Source organism: Priestia sp. JV24, assembly GCF_025910025.1.
Taxonomy (GTDB): Bacteria; Bacillota; Bacilli; order Bacillales; family Bacillaceae_H; genus Priestia; species Priestia megaterium.
Genome location: NZ_JAPCIN010000009.1, coordinates 57,345 through 75,630 on the forward strand (window position 1 = coordinate 57,345; position 18,286 = coordinate 75,630).

Below are 18,286 nucleotides of genomic sequence, written 5' to 3' on the forward strand. Positions count from 1 at the left end.
AAGTTAATAGACGTGAGGGAGAATAGGAGATCCACGGTATAGCCTTTTAATGATTTTATTAGGGGGATGTATTGTGGATTTTCTTATTTTCTTGTCATTTTAATCGTTTTCATACAAAGGGGAGGTTATTAATATGCAAGCATTCTTAGGAGAAATAATTGGAACAATGATTTTAATTATTCTTGGCGCTGGTGTATGTGCGGGCGTCAATTTAAAAAAATCGTTTGCTGCTAATTCAGGATGGATCGTTATCACAATGGGATGGGGAATGGCAGTAGCAATGGCAGCATATGCGGTTGGTAATATGAGTGGGGCACACTTAAATCCAGCGTTAACCGTAGCGCTTGCTATTACAGGGGATTTTCCGTGGTCACAAGTACCAATGTACATTTTAGCTCAGTTTATTGGAGCCATTCTTGGTGCAACAGTTGTATATTTACACTATCTTCCACACTGGAAAGAAACAAAAGATGCTGGTACAAAATTAGGTGTATTCGCAACGGGGCCAGCAATTGCTAACCCATTTGCAAACGTTTTAAGTGAGGCAATTGGAACGTTTGTATTAGTAGTAGGAATCCTAGCAATTGGAGCAAATAAATTTACAGATGGATTAAATCCTTTAGTAGTAGGATTTTTAATTGTAAGTATCGGTTTATCATTAGGAGGAACAACAGGCTATGCCATCAACCCGGCTCGTGATTTAGGACCTCGTATTGCTCATGCTATCTTGCCGATACCTGGCAAAGGCAGCTCGAACTGGAAATATGCTTGGGTGCCAGTAGTGGGTCCTTTAGTAGGCGGATCAATCGGGGCAGTATTTTACCAAGCGGCATTTTTAAATAAAATGTCAAGCAGCTTATGGGTTGTTTTAAGTCTAGCCCTGATTGTTTTAGCAGTTATCTACGCTGTTTCTAAACAAAAGGCAGCACAGATTCAATCAGCAGTAGTACCGAAAAAATGAATGCGCTTTACCATCTAACTATGTACAATAAAGAAACGACACTATACAGAGAATAGGGGATATTGATATGGAAAAATTTATTTTATCTTTAGACCAAGGAACAACAAGCTCACGAGCAATGTTATTTAATAAAAAAGGTGAAGTTGTACATGTAGCTCAAAAAGAGTTTACACAGTACTTTCCAAAACCAGGTTGGGTAGAGCATAATGCAAGTGAAATTTGGGGTTCTATCCTAGCAGTTATCGCATCTTGTTTATCTGAGTCAGGTGTTCATGCGGATCAAATCGAAGGAATTGGGATTACCAATCAGCGTGAAACAGCAGTAGTATGGGAAAAAGCAACAGGGAAGCCGGTGTACAACGCAATTGTATGGCAGTCTAGACAAACGTCTGGTATTTGTGAAGAATTAAAAGCAAAAGGATTAAATGATACGTTCCGCGACAAAACGGGATTATTAATTGATGCATACTTCTCTGGAACAAAAGTGAAGTGGATTTTAGATAACGTAGAAGGTGCACGTGAAAAAGCAGAAAACGGTGAATTGTTATTCGGAACAATTGATACATGGTTAATTTGGAAGCTATCAGGCGGAAAGGCGCATGTAACGGATTACTCAAACGCATCCCGCACGCTTATGTTCAATATCTACGATTTAAAATGGGATGATGAACTGCTAGATATCTTAGGGGTACCGAAATCCATGCTTCCAGAAGTAAAGCCTTCTTCTGAAGTCTACGCTCATACAGTAGATTATCATTTCTTTGGTAAAAATATTCCAATTGCTGGAGCAGCAGGGGATCAGCAAGCCGCTTTATTTGGACAAGCGTGCTATGAAAAAGGAATGGCGAAAAACACGTATGGAACAGGCTGCTTTATGCTCATGAATACGGGTGAAAAAGCAGTTAAGTCCGATCACGGTTTGTTAACTACATTAGCATGGGGGATTAACGGCAAAGTAGAATATGCGCTTGAAGGCAGTATTTTTGTAGCAGGATCTGCTATTCAGTGGCTTCGCGACGGTTTAAGAATGTTTAAAAATGCGGCTGAAACTGAAAACTATGCAACGCGCGTAGAGTCTACAGACGGCGTATATATTGTGCCAGCTTTCGTAGGACTTGGAACGCCATATTGGGATAGCGATGTACGGGGGGCGATGTTTGGATTAACTCGCGGTACAAAAAAAGAACACTTTATTCGTGCAACGCTTGAATCATTAGCTTATCAAACAAGAGATGTATTAAGCGCGATGGAAGCGGACTCTGGAATTACATTAAAAACATTGCGTGTGGACGGAGGAGCAGTTAAGAATAATTTCTTAATGCAGTTCCAAAGTGATGTGTTAAACGTTCCGGTTGAGCGTCCTCAAGTGAATGAAACAACCGCTCTTGGGGCAGCATATTTAGCGGGTCTTGCGGTCGGCTACTGGAAAGATTGCGATGAAATTGCGCAGCAGTGGAATATGGAAAAATCTTTTGAACCAAATATGGAAGAAGAAAAGCGTGAAGAATTATATAGCGGCTGGAAAAAAGCCGTACATGCAACAATGGCTTTTAAATAATTATTTGATGAAAACCCTTTAATTAAAAGTGCATGTATGATATAATTTACTCAAGTTAATAAATTGGTTGGAGAATCGGAGAGACCACAGATCCATATGTAGGCATACTATATATGTGATTTGTGGTCTCTCTTTTTGTATATTGGGAAATTTTGATATCTTTAAAAAATGAAAGGGGAATGACGTATGTTTTCAAGTCAAACACGTTCGAATAAATTGGTAGACATGACACAAAATCAATATGATTTACTAGTAATTGGTGGGGGAATTACTGGGTCAGGTATTGCACTTGATGCGACTCATCGAGGCATGAAAACAGCATTAGTTGAAATGCAGGATTTCGCAGCAGGAACATCTAGTCGTTCAACGAAGCTTGTTCACGGCGGTCTACGCTATTTAAAACAGTTTGAAGTTAAAATGGTAGCCGAAGTTGGTAAAGAACGTGCCATCGTATATGAAAATGGCCCTCATGTAACGACTCCGGAGTGGATGCTGTTACCTTTCCATACGGGTGGAACATTCGGTAAATTCTCAACTTCAATTGGACTGCGCGTATATGATTTTTTAGCTGGTGTAAAACGCTCAGAGCGCCGCAAAATGTTTAGCGCAGAAGAAACTCTTAGCCGTGAGCCATTGGTGAAATCTAAAGATTTAAAAGGCGGCGGTTACTACGTTGAATATAAAACAGATGATGCACGTTTAACGATTGAAGTAGCTAAAGAAGCTGCAGCAAGAGGAGCAGACTTAGTCAATTACACAAAAGTGGAAAACTTCATCTACGATAAAGGAAAAGTAGTAGGGGCTGTTGTTCGTGATCAGCTTACGAATAAAGAATATAATATCTATGCGAAAAAAATCGTTAACGCTGCAGGTCCATGGGTGGACACGCTGCGTGAAAAAGATAATTCAAAAAAAGGCAAGCAGCTTCAATTAACAAAAGGGATTCACTTAGTTATTGATCAAGAGCGCTTTCCGTTAAAGCAAGCCATTTATTTTGATACACCTGATGGACGTATGGTATTTGCGATTCCGCGTGATGGAAAAACATACGTAGGCACAACGGACACGGTCTATAAAGAGGACGCTAGACATCCGCGTATGACTGTAAAAGACCGTCAATATGTTATTGATGCGATTAACTATATGTTCCCAACGGTTGATATTACAGTAGACGACGTAGAATCAAGCTGGGCGGGGGTTCGTCCACTTATTCACGAACAAGGAAAAGATCCTTCTGAAATCTCGCGTAAAGATGAAATCTGGACATCAGAATCAGGTTTAATTACAATCGCTGGAGGGAAATTAACTGGGTATCGTAAAATGGCTGAAATTGTCGTAAATCGTGTAGCTGAAGATTTTAAAGCAGAAGGACGCGAATTTGAAAGCTGTCAAACTAAACATTTACCGATTTCTGGAGGTAATGTAGGCGGTTCAGGTGGGTTCCCAACGTTTGTAGAGCAAAAAGTCAAAGAAGGCATCAAACTAGGGTTATCACGTGACGCTGCTGAAAAGCTTGTAAAACGCTATGGCTCAAACGTAGATAAAGTATACCGCTACATGATTGAACGTCCTGATCAGCTAAAAAACAGCGACCTTCCAGCTAGTGTATTTTTGCAAATTCAATATGGCATAGAAGAAGAAATGGTTTCAAAACCAGTGGACTTCTTCATTAGACGTACGGGCGCTTTATTCTTTGATATCAACTGGGTAAGAAGCTGGAAAAAACAAGTGATTGCTCATATGGCCGAAGAGTTAAAGTGGACGCCTGAGCAAACAAAAGCTTATACGGATGAATTAGAACAGCACCTTCATGACGCAGTTGTACCAGTAGATGAAAAAGTTAACCGTATGACAGGTATTTCATGATAAAATAAAAAAGTACCTCAAAATTTGTCAATACAGCCATAATATAATAGCAGGAAGTCAAATTTTGACGAAGAAATATAATATGACTGTTAAAAAAAGAGAAAGACGATTACTCGTTTTTCTCTTTTCATACATATTTACATCTATATAAGGGGGCTTTTTTTATGAGTTGGAAAGAAACGTATACATCTTGGATTAATTATCAAAATTTAGATCCTGAATTACGTCAAAATTTAGACGCAATCAAAGGTGATGAAAAACAATTAGAAGATAGTTTTTACAAAACGTTGGAGTTTGGAACAGGCGGAATGCGTGGGGAAATTGGAGCGGGTACAAACCGTATGAACACGTATACAATCCGAAAAGCTTCCGAGGGCTTTGCTGAGTACATTAAACAAGCTGGTGAAGAAGCTATTAACCAAGGAGTAGTCATTGCGTATGATTCTCGCCACAAATCGCCTGAATTTGCAATGGAAGCAGCAAAAACATTAGCAAGTCACGGAATTAAAACGTATGTATTTGAAGAGCTAAGACCAACACCTGAACTTTCATTTGCAGTGCGTAAGTTAAACGCATTTGGAGGTATTGTTATTACAGCGAGCCACAATCCTCCTGAATATAACGGATACAAAGTATATGGTCCAGACGGTGGTCAGCTGCCGCCAAAAGAAGCTGATGAACTAGTTGGCTTTGTAAATGCTGTGGAAAATGAACTTACATTAGCTGTTCAATCTGAAGCGGAGCTAAAAGAAAAAGGTCTTATTGAAATGATTGGTTCAGCGATTGACGAAGCATACAATGAGAAACTAAAAACGATTTTAATTAATCCAGAGCTAGCTTCTGAAACAGGTAAAGATTTAAAAGTGGTTTTTACACCTCTACATGGTACAGCTAATAAGCCAGTTCGCAACGCGCTTCAATCCATCGGTTACGAAAATGTCACGGTGATTGAAGAACAAGAACTTCCTGATCCAAATTTCTCGACGGTTAAATCTCCGAATCCTGAAGAACCGGCTGCATTTGAATATGCTGTTCGTAAAGGTAAAGAAATTGATGCAGATATCTTAATCGCAACGGATCCAGATGCAGACCGCTTAGGAATTGCTGTCAAAGATCCAAGCGGCGAATATGCGTTATTAACAGGAAACCAAACGGGTGCTTTATTGCTTCACTATTTGCTTTCTCAAAAGAAAGAAAAAGGCGTGCTGCCTGCTAATGGTGTTGTGTTAAAAACGATTGTAACGTCAGAAATTGGCGCACAAATTGCTCGTTCATTTGGACTGCAAGTTGTTGACACTCTAACAGGTTTTAAATTTATCGGTGAAAAAATTAAGCAATATGAGCAAACGGGCGAGTATACATTCCAATTCGGTTATGAAGAAAGCTACGGCTATTTAATTGGTGACTTTGCTCGTGACAAAGACGCTGTACAAGCAGCCATTCTAGCAGTAGAAGCTTGTGCTTATTATAAAAAGCAGGGCATGACGCTATATGAAGCGCTACAGCAAGTGTTTACTAAATATGGTTTCTATCGTGAAGGTCTGAAATCTTTAACGCTTAAAGGAAAAGAAGGATCTGAGCAAATTCAGCATATTTTGGCTACATTTAGAAATGAACCTCCTACTGACATTGCAGGATTAAATGTTTCGGTTGTAGAGGATTATACATTAAGTGAGCGTCAGCATATTAAAGCAGGAAAAGTAGAAGAAATTACATTACCAAAATCAAATGTATTAAAATATATCTTAGAAGACGGTTCTTGGTTTTGCCTTCGTCCGTCTGGTACAGAGCCAAAGGTGAAGTTCTATTTTGGCGTCGTTTCAGAAGATGAGGCAACAAGCATTGCTCATTTAGAAGCTGTACAAACAGCTGTAATGGGTGAAGTAGAACGTGTATTAGATAAAGTGAAAACGGTATAAAAGTAAAGCCTGCTCAAACTTGAGCAGGCTTCTTTTATGATACTTTATTTGATTGCGTATTTGACAAATACGAAGAAGATCGTAGGGCTTTATAAATTTTCGGAGCAAGCATAGCCCCAAGAACAGTAAAAATAAGATCCTTTACCGCAAACCACGACATAATCTTCCAAGCGGCTGCATATGTCATTGCAGGAGCTTCAAGCCAGTAATTAACCGCTACATACATATACGTAGTACCTATTAAATAAATAACGGCAATACCAACTAGTGATGAAATTAAAAAGATAGAAAAAGTTGGCTTGCCGCGCATCTCCATAATTTTTCCTGTGATAAATGCTGCTATGATATAAGAAAGCAAAAAGCCGCCGGTGCTTCCAAATAAAATACCAATTCCTGCTTTAAATTGAGCAAATACCGGGGCGCCGGCAATGCCAATTAATACGTATACAATCATCGAAATAGAACCCATTCTGCTCCCAAGTAAAAGTCCTGCTAATATAACAAAAAAAGGCTGAAGTGAAAGAGGCACGCCGCCTACTTGTAAAAAAGGTGCCCAAGAAGTAATGTTTGCACCAATAGCCATAAGAGCCGCAAACATACCGGCTAGCGTTAAATCTAATGTGCGAAACCTTTTATTAGTACTCATATATGTTCCTCCCAGTATGTACTGAAATATCTTAGCGTATGTACTGAAAATTGTACGTCGAATTCACTTTTATGTCAACGATAAAAATAAATATGTTTACATATATCATTTGATGTTTTTTGAAATAAAGTATGCATATTTTTAGTGCAACATAAAAAAATAAAGAAGGGAATTCATCCCTTCTTTGTCCAAGTGTGTGTATCAAAAATACTAGTACAATGATTCTTCCAGAAGCTCCGGGTTGTGCTCCGAATATTCCGTTGCATGATCAATGTAGCGTAGTAAAGAATAAAGCTCTTCTTGAATGATGCGGTAGTTTCGTTCAAAATTGTAGGCGTGCAAAAAATGTTCAATCTTTTTTGAAAGAAAATCGTCGTCTGTTCGAACCATTAAAATTAATAAGTTATCCCATTGTGAACGGTGTGTGTAATATAAAGCGCGATCATAATCAATTACATCCATTAATAACGTTCCTCCTTTTGAGGAGTTGAAATTAGTGTATGATATTTGCGGGAATTCTTACGCTGTAAATGTTGGGCAAAAGACCAGTGCATAATTAAAAGAGGTTGTAGTCATTATGCAAGAAGAATAAACGTACAAGACCGGATAAATGATAAGAAAGGCAAAGAATGATGCAGTATAACAGTTATATTACATCCATTATTTAAGACAACTAAATAAAAATCCCCTTTTCTTGAAAAAATAAAGCTTCTTTTTGATGAAAACACATGAATTGACATGTTTGTACATAGATTGAAGTAAGGAGTGAAAGGGGGAGCTGTCGTGAAAGAAGCAGATTATAAGCAATTATACCGTGCGATTGATGAAATTACGGAAATAGCTAGCGGTTTCGGCTTAGATTTTTATCCGATGCGCTATGAAATTTGCCCGGCAGATATTATTTATACGTTTGGTGCATATGGGATGCCAACTCGTTTTTCACATTGGAGCTTTGGAAAACAATTTTACAAAATGAAATTACACTACGATCTTGGATTGAGTAAAATTTATGAATTAGTTATCAATTCAGATCCTTGTTATGCATTTTTATTGGATTCCAATGCGCTTATTCAGAATAAATTAATTGTAGCTCACGTGTTAGCCCACTGTGACTTCTTTAAAAATAACAGCCGTTTTGCCAACACTAAACGGGATATGGTAGAAAGTATGGCAGCGACCGCTGATCGAATTAAAGAATACGAAGTAAAGCACGGTAAGCGTGAAGTAGAAAAATTTTTGGATGCTGTTCTATCGATTCAGGAACATATTGATCCGTCCCTTATGCGTGCCAAGCTTTCTTGGAGCATAGATGATGTAGAATCATCGGAAGAAGAAATCATTTCTCCTTACGATGATTTATGGAATTTGGATTATAAAGAAAAGAAAAAACCAAAACCTCCAAAGTCTTTTAAAAAATTTCCGCCTCAGCCTGAAAAAGACATCTTATTATTTATCGAAGAATACAGCCCTTATTTAGAGGATTGGCAGCGAGATATTTTAACGATGATGCGAGAAGAAATGCTTTATTTCTGGCCGCAGCTTGAAACAAAAATTATGAATGAAGGCTGGGCTTCTTTCTGGCATCAGCGCATTATTCGAGAAATGGACTTAACGAGTGATGAAGCGATAGAATTCGCCAAGCTAAATGCAGGGGTTGTGCAGCCGTCTAAGACGGGAATCAATCCATATTATTTAGGTTTAAAAATCTTTGAAGACATTGAAGAACGCTACAATAATCCAACAGAAGATATGATTCGCCGGGGCGTGGAGCCGGGTTCAGGAAGAGAGAAGATGTTTGAGGTACGTGAGGTTGAATCAGATATTTCCTTTATTCGCAATTACTTAACAAAAGATTTAGTCATGCGGGAGGATATGTACTTATTCCAAAAACAAGGAAAAGACTATAAAATCGTCGACAAAGAGTGGACAGAAGTTAGAGATCAGCTTGTTAATATGCGCGTAAACGGCGGATTTCCTTATATCACAGTAACCAATGGAGACTATTTAAAAAATGGCGAGCTCTATTTAAAACACTGGTATGAAGGAATTGAATTAGATGTCAAATACTTAGAAAAAGTGGTACCGTACGTTCATCAGCTTTGGGGCCGCCCCGTTCATTTAGAAACGATAATGGAAGGCAAGCCAATCGCCTTTACGTATGATGGAAAAACAGTGCATAGAAAACATTTGTAAAAAGAAGACCGCTTAAACAGCGGTCTTTTTGGGCTTCTGTAACTTATCCATATAAATTGAAAAAATAAAATTACTATGCAATAATCGAATGAGAATTACTTTCATTTAGAAAGGAAGATAAGATGTTTGTTGTAAACGCAACTTTTGAAACAGAAAAGAAATTTGAAGAACAGCTCAAGCAAAAAGCTAAGAAAAACAAAATAGAAATTGAGGCAGCCAAAGGAAATTTATCGTTCGAATGCTGGAAAAAAGATTCCGCAGATAAAGTTGAATATGTCTTTGTATCCAAGTGGGAAGACAAGCAGTTCTTTCAAGCGTGGATCTCAAGAGAAGAACATGTGAACGAACATAAAGAAGCGAATAAAAAGAAAACGAAAGCATGTACTGAAGCTATGGAAATCAAGAAAACGCTGCGCTTTTATGAGGCGGTAGAAGAGGACATTCTTTCCTAAAAAAGCATGCTTGACTTTCATAAATGTTGTAACTATAATGATTACAACAAAATAGGAGTGAGAGCAATGAAAATTAGCAGTCGATTCACCGTGGCCGTTCACATACTATCTTTAATTAAATTAGATAGCAGTCATCCTAGTACTTCAGAGTGGATTGCTAGCAGTGTAAATACAAATCCTGTTGTTATAAGACGAGTAATTGGGATGTTAAAGAAAGCTGGACTCGTGGGTGTAAAAGCCGGAGCTGGCGGAGCTTATCTATTGAAAGATCTAGAGGAGATAACGTTGTTAGACGTTTATCGAGCGGTGGCGGCAGTGGAAGAAGGAGAATTGTTTCAAATGCATGAAAATCCGAATGTGGAGTGTCCTGTAGGAGCCAATATTCAAAGTGTCCTTGAATTGATTTTAAAACGTTCTCAAGATGCCATGGAACAAGTCTTAGCTGATGTGACCATGAAAGAATTAGTGACGGATTTAATAGTAAAAATAGATGCATAATAACATGCTTCTGTTCGTAAAAAACGGAGAAACCTAGGTTTCTCCGTTTTTTTATAGCTTCACAATTGTTCGTCCCCGAGCTTGTTCTTTTAATAAAGTCGGAAGTACCTCAGGGAGCTGTTGTAGTGAAATTTCCTGCTGAATGAAAGGTTCGAAGCTTTCAGGCTTAAAGTCATTAGCGAGTCTATTCCAAATCTCTTTTCGAGTAGGCATTGGACAGTAAACAGAATCGATACCTAATAAATTAATCCCTCTTAAAATGAAGGGAAAGACGGTTGTAGGCACTTTGCCTCCAGCTGTTAGCCCGCTGACAGCTACAGAGCCTCCGTACTGAATTTGACTGAGAACAGAAGCTAGAGGCTCTCCGCCTACAGGATCCACCGCAGCGGCCCATTTTTGCTTGCCTAATGCTTTTAATTTGCCGTTAAAAACGTCTTCACGCGCTACAATAGAGGAAGCGCCAAGCTTTTTCAAATAAGCTGCTTCCGAGCTTTTTCCCGTACTTGCTTCCACTGTGTAGCCTAATTTTGAAAGAATGGCAACCGCAAAGCTTCCTACACCTCCCGTAGCGCCTGTTACAAGCACAGAGCCATTAGATGGACTAGTATGGTTTTCCTCTAAGCGATGCACAGATAAAGCAGCTGTAAAGCCAGCTGTTCCGATAATCATTGCTTCTTTTAACGTTAAATTTTCAGGGAGAGGGACAATCCATTCGCTGCGTATGCGCGCATACTCACTATAGCCTCCAAAGTGTGATACGCCAATGTCATAGCTTGTTGCGATGACATGATCACCTTCTTTAAAATCAGGGCTGTCAGAAGATACAACGACGCCTGCTAGGTCGATTCCTGGGACAAATGGGTAGCTTGTCACAATATTGCCGTTTGCGATGCTGGCTAAGCTATCTTTATAATTCACTCCTGAATAATGAACGCGAATAAGTACATCGCCTTCTGGCAAATCGTTTAGCGTCAGTTTTTGGACGGACGCCTCCACTTGGTCTTCACTTTTTTTATCTACTATTAATGCTGAAAATGATTGCTCCATTTTATTTCTCCTTTCTATACTGGGATGTATACATCTATACATAGATTACCTTATTTCTATACCCATTATAGAAAATAGTAAAAGAAGTTCCTAATAATTTGATTACGAAAGAGATCATTTCATTATAAAATAGCGGTATAGCTATTAGTTAGCAATACATAGAAAAGAGGAGAAGGGAAATGAGCACGAATGTATATTTTAACCATGATGCAGGCATCGATGATTTAGTATCGCTTTTTTTACTGCTGCAAATGGATGATGTAAAAGTAACGGGAGTATCTGTCATTCCCGCTGACGGATATCTAGAGCCAGGTATCAGCGCAAGCCAAAAGATTATTGATCGTTTTGGAAGTTATGATATCGAGGTCGCTAAATCTACTTCACGCGGTATGAATCCATTTCCAAAGGAGTGGCGCATGCATACGTTTTATGTAGATGCACTGCCGATTTTAAATGAAAAAGGGGAAGTACAAACAAAAATAAGTCAGCTCCCTGCCCATGATCATTTAATCGAGACATTGCAGCACACAGCCGGGAAAACAACTTTATTGTTTACAGGACCGTTAACAGATTTAGCAAGAGCATTGGAAAAAATGCCGGAAATAGAAGAGAAAATTGACAAGTTAGTATGGATGGGCGGTACATTTCAAGAGGTAGGAAACGTGCAAGAGCCCGAACACGATGGAACGGCGGAGTGGAATGCTTTTTGGGATCCAGAAGCAGTAGCGAAAGTATGGGAAAGCAAAATTAAAATTGAGATGGTTGCTTTAGAAAGCACGAATCAAGTTCCTTTAACACCGGCTATTCGTCAAATGTGGGCTTCACTTCGAAGATATGAAGGAGTAGACTTTGTAGGGCAGTGCTACGCGGCCTGCCCGCCGCTTGTGCATGTTGAAACCAATTCAACATATTATTTGTGGGATGTACTCACAACAGCATTTACAGGGAATTCAACGCTTGTGAAGGTGAAAACGGTTTCGAGTATTGTGCATACAGAAACACCAAGCCAAGGAAGAACAGAAATTTCTGAAGAAGGGCGACCTGTAGATGTCGTATATGATGTCACAGCTGAAGCATTCTTTACGTGCATTACAGATTTAATGAAAAAAGCAGTAGCCAAATAAAGAAAAAGGTTGCACATGAAAGTGTGCAACCTTTTTAATGAATCATATTCAAGAACTGACGTGTCCGCTCTTGCTGAGGATTTGAAAATATTTGATCCGGTGTACCTCTTTCCATAATGACGCCTTGGTCCATAAAAATAACTTCATCTGCTACTTCACGGGCAAAGCGCATTTCGTGAGTTACCACCACCATCGTCATTCCTTCTTTTGCCAAGTCTTTCATCGCTTGAAGAACGTCTCCTACAAGCTCAGGATCAAGAGCTGAAGTAGGCTCATCAAACAGCATAACTTTTGGGTCCATCGCCATTGCTCTGGCGATGCCAACACGCTGTTGTTGTCCGCCAGACAGCTGGAAAGGATAAAAGTCGAGCTTATCTCCTAAGCCAACTCGTGTTAATAATTCTTTCCCTCTTTTTTCTGCTTCTTGAGTGGAAACACCTTTTACAATTACAGGCCCTTCCATAACATTTTCAAGCGCACTTTTATGAGGAAACAAGTTATAGTTTTGAAAGACCATACCTGTTAGACTTCGAAATGAAGTAATGTCTTTTTTACGAACAGGCTTGGTGAAATTCATGCTTTTTTTATCAAGTTCAATCGTGCCGTCTGTTGGGATTTCTAAAAGGTTTAAGCAACGTAAAAAAGTAGTTTTACCCGATCCGGAAGGACCGATTAATACAATTACCTTGCCCTGTTCAACTTCTAAATCAATCCCTTTTAATACTTGCAAATCACCGAATGATTTATGCAAATTTTTGATATTAATCATATAAAAAACTCCTTTAGCTACTCGAAACGGTTATTTAGATACGTAACGATCTAGTCTTATTTCAATGCGTCCTTGAATAATGGATAAGATTGTACACATAATCCAGTACAAGAGCGCTGCTTCACTATAAAGAAGTAAAAATTCATAGTTAGTCGAAGCAATTTCTTGAGCTTTACGGAACATCTCAGAAACAAGAATAAGCGATGCAAGTGACGTATCTTTAATAAGGCTAATAAAAGAGTTAGATAATGGCGGAATCGATACACGTGCTGCTTGCGGTAAAATAATCCGTCTTAACGCTTGGGAATAGGTCATACCAAGTGAGTAACCAGCTTCCCACTGTCCTTTAGGAATAGATTGAATCGCTGCTCGGATAATTTCAGATGCATACGCACCTACACTTAATGAAAATCCAATAACAGCAGAGATAAATGGGTCAATTGTTATATCTAAATTGGGTAAGCCGTAGAAAATAATAAATAATTGCACAAGCAGCGGTGTACCTCGAATAATCGATACATAGATGCGCGCAATTATGTTTAAAACTTTTATAGATGATAAACGAGCCAAGGCTGTTAAGACAGCTAAAATGATACCGAGTACAAACGTGATTAATGTTAGTGGAATAGAATATTGAATAGCTCCCTTTAGCATTGGTAAGAGAGATGATTGAGCGATTGAAATCAATTGATTCAATCGCTCTCCATCAGGAAAAATATTATTTAGGAGAAACATCTTCGCCAAACCATTTCTTAGAAATCTTTGCGTATGTTCCGTCTTTTTTCATATCTTTCAATGCTTTGTTTACTTCATCCACTAACTTACCGCTGTCTTTTCTAAACATAAAGCCGCTTGCAGCACCATCGGATTTTTCATCCGCGATTTTGATAGGTGCGTTAGGGTGCTTTTTCTTATAGTCAAGGAACGATAATTTATCGTTGATTGTAGCATCAACACGGTTTGCGCTCATTAGTTCTACTGCTTGAGCAAAACCTTCAGCACTCGTAATGTTTGCACCATAAGATTGAGCCATGTCTTTGTAGTTACTTGTTAATGACTGCGCTGATTTTTTTCCTTTTAAATCTTTAAATGATTTGATATCTTTTTCGTCTTTACGAACAATTAATACAGCGCCTGACTGGATGTATGGATCAGAGAAATCGTATTTCTTTTGACGATCTTCACGAATACCCACTTCGTTAGCAATCATGTCAAAGCGTTTAGCATCTAATCCGGCAAACATGCCATCCCACTGTGTTTCTTTGAACTCAGCTTTTACGCCAAGACGTTTAGCTACTTCTTGAGCCAATTCTACATCAAACCCAGTTAGCTTTTGTTTGTCATCATGAAAAGTGAACGGAGGGTATGTACCTTCAGTTCCAATTGTTAATACGCCATCTTTTTTCACTTTATTATATAAATCCTCTTGTGAAGATTTATTGTCTCCATTGTTTGCTTCATTTTTTGAGCTAGAACCGCATGCGGCAAGCACAACTGTGAAAGCTAATAGTAGCGACAAAAGTGCAGCAAATTTCTTCATTTTCTAAACCCCCTAGTATTCTGATAGGAAATGATACTCTGTGATACTAAACAAGAACACAGCAAAAGTCAACAAAAAAAAACTTATACGATTAATGTGACTTAAAATAAGGGAAATATACCTTCTATACACGGTTTGTCATAAGGATACAGAAAGATTTTAAAATTTGGATTAAGTGGATTTTTAAGGGAGATTTGAGGAGTAAAAAGGAAGTTTCATGCGACGATTTTCTCTTTCATTTTTTCATGACTTTTGGTGCAATAAACATATAGTTAAATGTTAAGGTAGAAATAAATTCCTTATGGTACACTTAAAGAAGAATTTATGAAACGGAGCGATATGATGAAAGCCATAAACTTAATCTCAATTGCCTTTGGTGCTATCGCTGGTACATATGCACGTTATTTGCTGAATCTTTCCTTATTATATGCGGGCTACCCAATAGGAACGGTAATTGAAAACCTATTAGGAAGCTTCATACTAGGCCTATTAACAGGATTTTTTGTGTGGAAAAATCCAAAAGAATGGATAAAGCTTGGACTAGGAGTTGGCGTATGCGGCGGTTTTACAACGTATTCAACGTTTGCAGGAGACGTCATTTCTCTCACTCAGCGCCATTTATTTTGGGGAGCCATTTATGTAATGGTCTCTTTAGTAGGTGGAATCCTTCTTGCTTTAGCAGGCTATCTATGCGGTGAAGCGGCAGGGAAAAATTTAGTGAAAGTACATGAGGTGAAGTAAATGAGCATAGTGAGCTTGGCACTTGGCGGGGCAGCTGGAGGAATATGCCGTTATCTTTTGGGTTTAAAAGTTACAAAAACAGTTTCAAACCCTCCTTTTCCAGTATCAATGCTGTTTGTAAACTTGCTCGGTGCGTTTGGGCTTGGTCTTTTTTACGGTAGTTATTATGGAAAGGTTCCGAGTCATGCTTATGATGATTCAATATTTTTAATGATTGGCATTGGGTTTTTTGGTGCCTTTACCACTTTTTCAACGTTCAGTGTGGAAACCGTACAGTTAATTCGAGAAAAATCTTATCGGAAAATGCTGGCGTACGTGGGGATTTCAGCATTTGGAACAGTTGGTTTATTTACAGTCGGTTTACTGGCAGGAACATTTTTATTTAAGTAAAGAGAACGTTTCTAGTAGGGAAAAACAAAAAGACGGAGAAGTAGAGAATGGATAGAAAAGCAGAAGTTTGGAAATACATTTTGTTGATTGTAGCTGTTGCAGGTCAGATCATCGGTTTTTTATTTTTATTTATAAATGTTGTGGCGGCATTTATTTTTTACGGTTTTTATATTCTAACTTTTATTATGTTACTCCTGCTGTTTATATGGGATCGGAAAAAGGAAAAAGACAAGGAAGAATTTGACGACTATACCGATTACTAATCATATAAAAGCAGAATGATGCGGTGCGCCGGACCTCTTACTTAGTAAAGAAGCATAAAAGATACATCTATAAAAGGAAGAGAGCCGTAAGAGCATAAAGAGATATTGTATTTACATCTAGTTGTGTTATAATTTTAAGTGCGAAAACAAAATCAATAAATAGCAATCACTAGGGGAGCTTTTTGAAGCTGAGACGAATGTATTTCGGACCCTTTGAACCTGATCTGGTTTGGACCAGCGTAGGGAAGTGGCGATCATGTTTACATAACGATGCATGCTAACCACTCTACGTTGTAGAGTGGTTTTTTGTATGTAATAAAGCCCTCTACACAAGATGAGGTGATTGAAATTTCTCTTTATTCTGAATGGAAAGGTTTCGATCATGTGGATATTCCTAAATTTCATGTCATTACAACAGATAAGCAGCCAATCGAAGAGCTTCAAAAAGTTTTAACGGCTATCGCGCCTTTTACGGGCGCCGTTCATATTAGAGAAAAAGAGAAAACGGCAAAGCAGATTCAATGTTTACTAGAAAGCTTGCCATTTTGTCGCTCTAAAATTATTGTGAATGACCGAGTTGATGTAGCGCATGCTTTAAAAGTAAAAGGCGTACAGCTTGCTTATCATAGTTTAGACGTTTCGATTGTTATAGACGCATTTCCTTCTCTTATTGTCGGAAAATCAGTTCACTCTGTGGAAGAGGCTTTAGAAGCTGAAAAAGATGGTGCTCACTACATTCTATACGGACATATTTATTCAACACATTCAAAAAAAGGATTAAAAAGTCGAGGGGTAGCAGCACTAAAAGAAGTAGTAGATGCTGTGCAGATACCGGTTATTGCCATTGGAGGAATTACACCTGTAAATGCCAAAGAGGTGCTTCAAACAGGAGCACACGGTATAGCTGTGATGTCTGGTGTCATGCTTGCGCAAGATCCCCTCAAAGCGATTAAACAATATTCTCATATATGGACATCTGGAGGTGGAGAAAATGAAGCAGCATTATGATGTACTGTTAATCGGAGGAGGTATAATCAGCTCTTCTATCGCTTATCATTTGTCAAAACAAGGAGCGTCAGTAGCTATTCTTGAACGCAATCAAATTGGTTGTGAAGCTTCAAGTGCAGCCGCTGGTATTTTAGGTGCTCAAGCTGAAATTGATGAAGAAGGTCCTCTTTTAGACCTTGCTATTAAGAGCAGAAGCATGTTTCCTGAACTGGTGAAGGAACTAAAAGAAAAAACGGCCATCGACGTAGAGCTCATTCAAAAAGGCTTATTAAAAGTTGCTGTAACAGAAGAAGATGCACACGTATTAAAGAAAAAAGCCGCTCAGCACCACGGGTGGGATGAACATGTAAGATGGATCGATGTAAAAGAAGCGCGTTTGTTAGAACCCGGGCTCTCTCCAGACATATACGGAGCCATTACAATACCGGGAGACGGCCAGCTAGCTCCGGCTAAGTTAACGCAAGCTCTTGCTCATGGAGCCTTGTATCACGGAGCAGATGTATTCGAATACTGTGACGTTCATTCTCTTATTATGGAAAGTGAAACAGTAAAAGGTGTACAGACGTCCAAAGGCTCTTTTTATGGAGAAAAAGTAGTTATCGCAGCAGGCTCATGGGCTAAACGCTTTATTTCTTCTGAACATTTAGGTCACGTGTTTCCCGTAAAAGGGGAGTGTATTGCTCTTCGAAGTCATAAGCCGCTGCTTTCTAAAACGATTTTTTTAGATGAAGGTTTTTACTTAGTGCCTAAGACTGGTGGAAGAATCGTAATCGGGGCAACTAAGTTACAGCATGACTTTACCAAGACGGTTTCTGCACAAGGTATTCAATTTTTGCTGAATAAAGCTTCGGCGCTTCTGCCAGCTATTAAAGAAGCCACATTTGAAAAAGCATGGGCTGGTCTTCGTCCGCAAACAAATGATGGCTGGCCTTATTTAGGAGAGCATCCTGAAATAGCGAATCTACACATGGCGTTTGGCCACTACCGAAACGGTATTTTATTAAGTGCTGCAACTGGAAAAATTATGGCTGATGCTTTGTTAGGGAAAAAGCTGAATCATTCATTTTTTACATCATTTCAGCTAACAAGAGTAATGGAGGGAGTTCATTGAATCTAATCATTAATGGTAAGACCGTTACTTTTGGAGATGAAATTGAAACGGTCGAGCACTTGTTGCAGGCTCAGAACCTGCATGAACGAGTGGTAATTGTTGAGCTAAACAAGAACATTTTGCAAAAAGAAGAACATAGCGATGCATGCTTAAAAGATGGCGATATATTAGAAGTTGTTTCATTTGTCGGAGGAGGATGA

20 protein-coding genes and 1 riboswitch are annotated in these 18,286 nt (G+C 38.8%); of the genes, 14 read left to right on the forward strand and 6 right to left on the reverse strand.

What is annotated here, in order from left to right; translation table 11 throughout:
- Positions 1 to 133 precede the first annotated feature (133 nt).
- From OK414_RS02520 to OK414_RS02535, 4 genes are all read left to right on the forward strand, one after another.
- Positions 134 to 961, forward strand: a complete 828-nt coding sequence (locus OK414_RS02520; protein WP_013055262.1) for an MIP/aquaporin family protein — start codon at positions 134 to 136, stop codon at positions 959 to 961.
- A gap of 67 nt (positions 962 to 1,028) precedes the next feature.
- Positions 1,029 to 2,519: a glycerol kinase GlpK gene (gene glpK, locus OK414_RS02525; protein ID WP_034654548.1), complete on the forward strand. Its 1,491-nt coding sequence runs from the start codon at positions 1,029 to 1,031 to the stop codon at positions 2,517 to 2,519.
- Positions 2,520 to 2,705: 186 nt separating this feature from the next.
- Entirely contained in the window at positions 2,706 to 4,385 is a 1,680-nt protein-coding gene (locus tag OK414_RS02530; protein WP_016762944.1) for a glycerol-3-phosphate dehydrogenase/oxidase, read from the forward strand.
- Positions 4,386 to 4,549: 164 nt separating this feature from the next.
- Complete coding sequence (locus tag OK414_RS02535) at positions 4,550 to 6,304, forward strand: phospho-sugar mutase (protein WP_263045978.1); 1,755 nt, start codon at positions 4,550 to 4,552, stop codon at positions 6,302 to 6,304.
- Positions 6,305 to 6,338: 34 nt separating this feature from the next.
- On the opposite strand, the gene OK414_RS02540 is transcribed toward OK414_RS02535, so the two are convergent.
- Both OK414_RS02540 and OK414_RS02545 read right to left on the reverse strand, forming a co-directional pair.
- Complete coding sequence (locus tag OK414_RS02540; protein WP_013081638.1) at positions 6,339 to 6,950, reverse strand: biotin transporter BioY; 612 nt, start codon at positions 6,948 to 6,950, stop codon at positions 6,339 to 6,341.
- 210 nt (positions 6,951 to 7,160) lie between these two features.
- Positions 7,161 to 7,412, reverse strand: coding sequence for a YhdB family protein (locus tag OK414_RS02545; protein WP_013055267.1), 252 nt, complete (start codon positions 7,410 to 7,412; stop codon positions 7,161 to 7,163).
- A 321-nt stretch (positions 7,413 to 7,733) separates the two neighbouring features.
- Here OK414_RS02545 and OK414_RS02550 point away from each other — a divergent pair, with 321 nt between their 5' ends.
- From OK414_RS02550 to OK414_RS02560, 3 genes are all read left to right on the forward strand, one after another.
- Positions 7,734 to 9,143 (forward strand): SpoVR family protein, encoded by a 1,410-nt coding sequence (locus OK414_RS02550; protein WP_013081640.1) that lies wholly within the window; start codon positions 7,734 to 7,736, stop codon positions 9,141 to 9,143.
- A 122-nt stretch (positions 9,144 to 9,265) separates the two neighbouring features.
- A complete protein-coding gene (locus OK414_RS02555) occupies positions 9,266 to 9,595 on the forward strand; it encodes an antibiotic biosynthesis monooxygenase family protein (RefSeq protein ID WP_034654541.1) in 330 nt (109 codons plus the stop codon).
- Positions 9,596 to 9,661: 66 nt separating this feature from the next.
- Entirely contained in the window at positions 9,662 to 10,093 is a 432-nt protein-coding gene (locus OK414_RS02560) for an Rrf2 family transcriptional regulator (RefSeq protein WP_034654540.1), read from the forward strand.
- A gap of 51 nt (positions 10,094 to 10,144) precedes the next feature.
- Here the strand turns inward: OK414_RS02560 and OK414_RS02565 are convergent, their stop codons facing one another.
- Positions 10,145 to 11,140, reverse strand: coding sequence for an NADPH:quinone oxidoreductase family protein (locus tag OK414_RS02565; RefSeq protein WP_034654537.1), 996 nt, complete (start codon positions 11,138 to 11,140; stop codon positions 10,145 to 10,147).
- A gap of 179 nt (positions 11,141 to 11,319) precedes the next feature.
- Here OK414_RS02565 and OK414_RS02570 point away from each other — a divergent pair, with 179 nt between their 5' ends.
- Positions 11,320 to 12,264 (forward strand): nucleoside hydrolase, encoded by a 945-nt coding sequence (locus OK414_RS02570; RefSeq protein WP_263045977.1) that lies wholly within the window; start codon positions 11,320 to 11,322, stop codon positions 12,262 to 12,264.
- Positions 12,265 to 12,298: 34 nt separating this feature from the next.
- On the opposite strand, the gene OK414_RS02575 is transcribed toward OK414_RS02570, so the two are convergent.
- The 3 genes from OK414_RS02575 to OK414_RS02585 are packed head-to-tail and all read right to left on the reverse strand — an operon-like array spanning position 12,299 to position 14,573.
- On the reverse strand, positions 12,299 to 13,033 hold the full coding sequence (locus OK414_RS02575) for an amino acid ABC transporter ATP-binding protein (RefSeq protein WP_013081645.1): 735 nt from the start codon (positions 13,031 to 13,033) through the stop codon (positions 12,299 to 12,301).
- Between the two features lie 30 nt (positions 13,034 to 13,063).
- A complete protein-coding gene (locus tag OK414_RS02580) occupies positions 13,064 to 13,768 on the reverse strand; it encodes an amino acid ABC transporter permease (protein WP_016762949.1) in 705 nt (234 codons plus the stop codon).
- Entirely contained in the window at positions 13,752 to 14,573 is an 822-nt protein-coding gene (locus tag OK414_RS02585; RefSeq protein ID WP_013081647.1) for an amino acid ABC transporter substrate-binding protein, read from the reverse strand. Before OK414_RS02585 ends, OK414_RS02580 begins: the two co-directional genes overlap by 17 nt.
- Before the next feature lie 324 nt (positions 14,574 to 14,897).
- On the opposite strand from OK414_RS02585, the gene OK414_RS02590 reads away from it, so the two are divergent.
- The 6 genes from OK414_RS02590 to thiS all read left to right on the forward strand — a co-directional run bounded on the left by OK414_RS02590 (position 14,898) and on the right by thiS (position 18,286).
- Entirely contained in the window at positions 14,898 to 15,314 is a 417-nt protein-coding gene (locus tag OK414_RS02590; RefSeq protein ID WP_263045976.1) for a fluoride efflux transporter FluC, read from the forward strand.
- Positions 15,315 to 15,704, forward strand: a complete 390-nt coding sequence (crcB, locus tag OK414_RS02595) for a fluoride efflux transporter CrcB (protein ID WP_028410256.1) — start codon at positions 15,315 to 15,317, stop codon at positions 15,702 to 15,704.
- Between the two features lie 47 nt (positions 15,705 to 15,751).
- On the forward strand, positions 15,752 to 15,967 hold the full coding sequence (locus tag OK414_RS02600; protein ID WP_013055279.1) for a hypothetical protein: 216 nt from the start codon (positions 15,752 to 15,754) through the stop codon (positions 15,965 to 15,967).
- A gap of 161 nt (positions 15,968 to 16,128) precedes the next feature.
- Positions 16,129 to 16,230: riboswitch (TPP riboswitch) on the forward strand.
- 121 nt (positions 16,231 to 16,351) lie between these two features.
- Positions 16,352 to 16,975 (forward strand): thiamine phosphate synthase, encoded by a 624-nt coding sequence (locus OK414_RS02605; RefSeq protein WP_034655313.1) that lies wholly within the window; start codon positions 16,352 to 16,354, stop codon positions 16,973 to 16,975.
- The gene (gene thiO, locus OK414_RS02610; RefSeq protein WP_263045975.1) at positions 16,959 to 18,086 is read left to right on the forward strand and encodes a glycine oxidase ThiO; all 1,128 of its coding nucleotides are present in this window, start codon (positions 16,959 to 16,961) and stop codon (positions 18,084 to 18,086) included. Before OK414_RS02605 ends, thiO begins: the two co-directional genes overlap by 17 nt.
- The gene (gene thiS / locus OK414_RS02615; protein WP_013055282.1) at positions 18,083 to 18,286 is read left to right on the forward strand and encodes a sulfur carrier protein ThiS; all 204 of its coding nucleotides are present in this window, start codon (positions 18,083 to 18,085) and stop codon (positions 18,284 to 18,286) included. The genes thiO and thiS overlap by 4 nt, the downstream gene beginning before the upstream one ends.

Coding starts and splice junctions, on each gene's coding strand:
- OK414_RS02520 (WP_013055262.1), top strand. CDS start 134: ATGCAAGCATTCTTAGGAGAAATAATTGGAACAATGATTTTAATTATT.
- glpK (WP_034654548.1), top strand. CDS start 1,029: ATGGAAAAATTTATTTTATCTTTAGACCAAGGAACAACAAGCTCACGA.
- OK414_RS02530 (WP_016762944.1), top strand. CDS start 2,706: ATGTTTTCAAGTCAAACACGTTCGAATAAATTGGTAGACATGACACAA.
- OK414_RS02535 (WP_263045978.1), top strand. CDS start 4,550: ATGAGTTGGAAAGAAACGTATACATCTTGGATTAATTATCAAAATTTA.
- OK414_RS02540 (WP_013081638.1), bottom strand. CDS start 6,950: ATGAGTACTAATAAAAGGTTTCGCACATTAGATTTAACGCTAGCCGGT.
- OK414_RS02545 (WP_013055267.1), bottom strand. CDS start 7,412: ATGGATGTAATTGATTATGATCGCGCTTTATATTACACACACCGTTCA.
- OK414_RS02555 (WP_034654541.1), top strand. CDS start 9,266: ATGTTTGTTGTAAACGCAACTTTTGAAACAGAAAAGAAATTTGAAGAA.
- OK414_RS02560 (WP_034654540.1), top strand. CDS start 9,662: ATGAAAATTAGCAGTCGATTCACCGTGGCCGTTCACATACTATCTTTA.
- OK414_RS02565 (WP_034654537.1), bottom strand. CDS start 11,140: ATGGAGCAATCATTTTCAGCATTAATAGTAGATAAAAAAAGTGAAGAC.
- OK414_RS02570 (WP_263045977.1), top strand. CDS start 11,320: ATGAGCACGAATGTATATTTTAACCATGATGCAGGCATCGATGATTTA.
- OK414_RS02575 (WP_013081645.1), bottom strand. CDS start 13,033: ATGATTAATATCAAAAATTTGCATAAATCATTCGGTGATTTGCAAGTA.
- OK414_RS02580 (WP_016762949.1), bottom strand. CDS start 13,768: ATGTTTCTCCTAAATAATATTTTTCCTGATGGAGAGCGATTGAATCAA.
- OK414_RS02585 (WP_013081647.1), bottom strand. CDS start 14,573: ATGAAGAAATTTGCTGCACTTTTGTCGCTACTATTAGCTTTCACAGTT.
- OK414_RS02590 (WP_263045976.1), top strand. CDS start 14,898: ATGAAACGGAGCGATATGATGAAAGCCATAAACTTAATCTCAATTGCC.
- crcB (WP_028410256.1), top strand. CDS start 15,315: ATGAGCATAGTGAGCTTGGCACTTGGCGGGGCAGCTGGAGGAATATGC.
- OK414_RS02600 (WP_013055279.1), top strand. CDS start 15,752: ATGGATAGAAAAGCAGAAGTTTGGAAATACATTTTGTTGATTGTAGCT.
- thiO (WP_263045975.1), top strand. CDS start 16,959: ATGAAGCAGCATTATGATGTACTGTTAATCGGAGGAGGTATAATCAGC.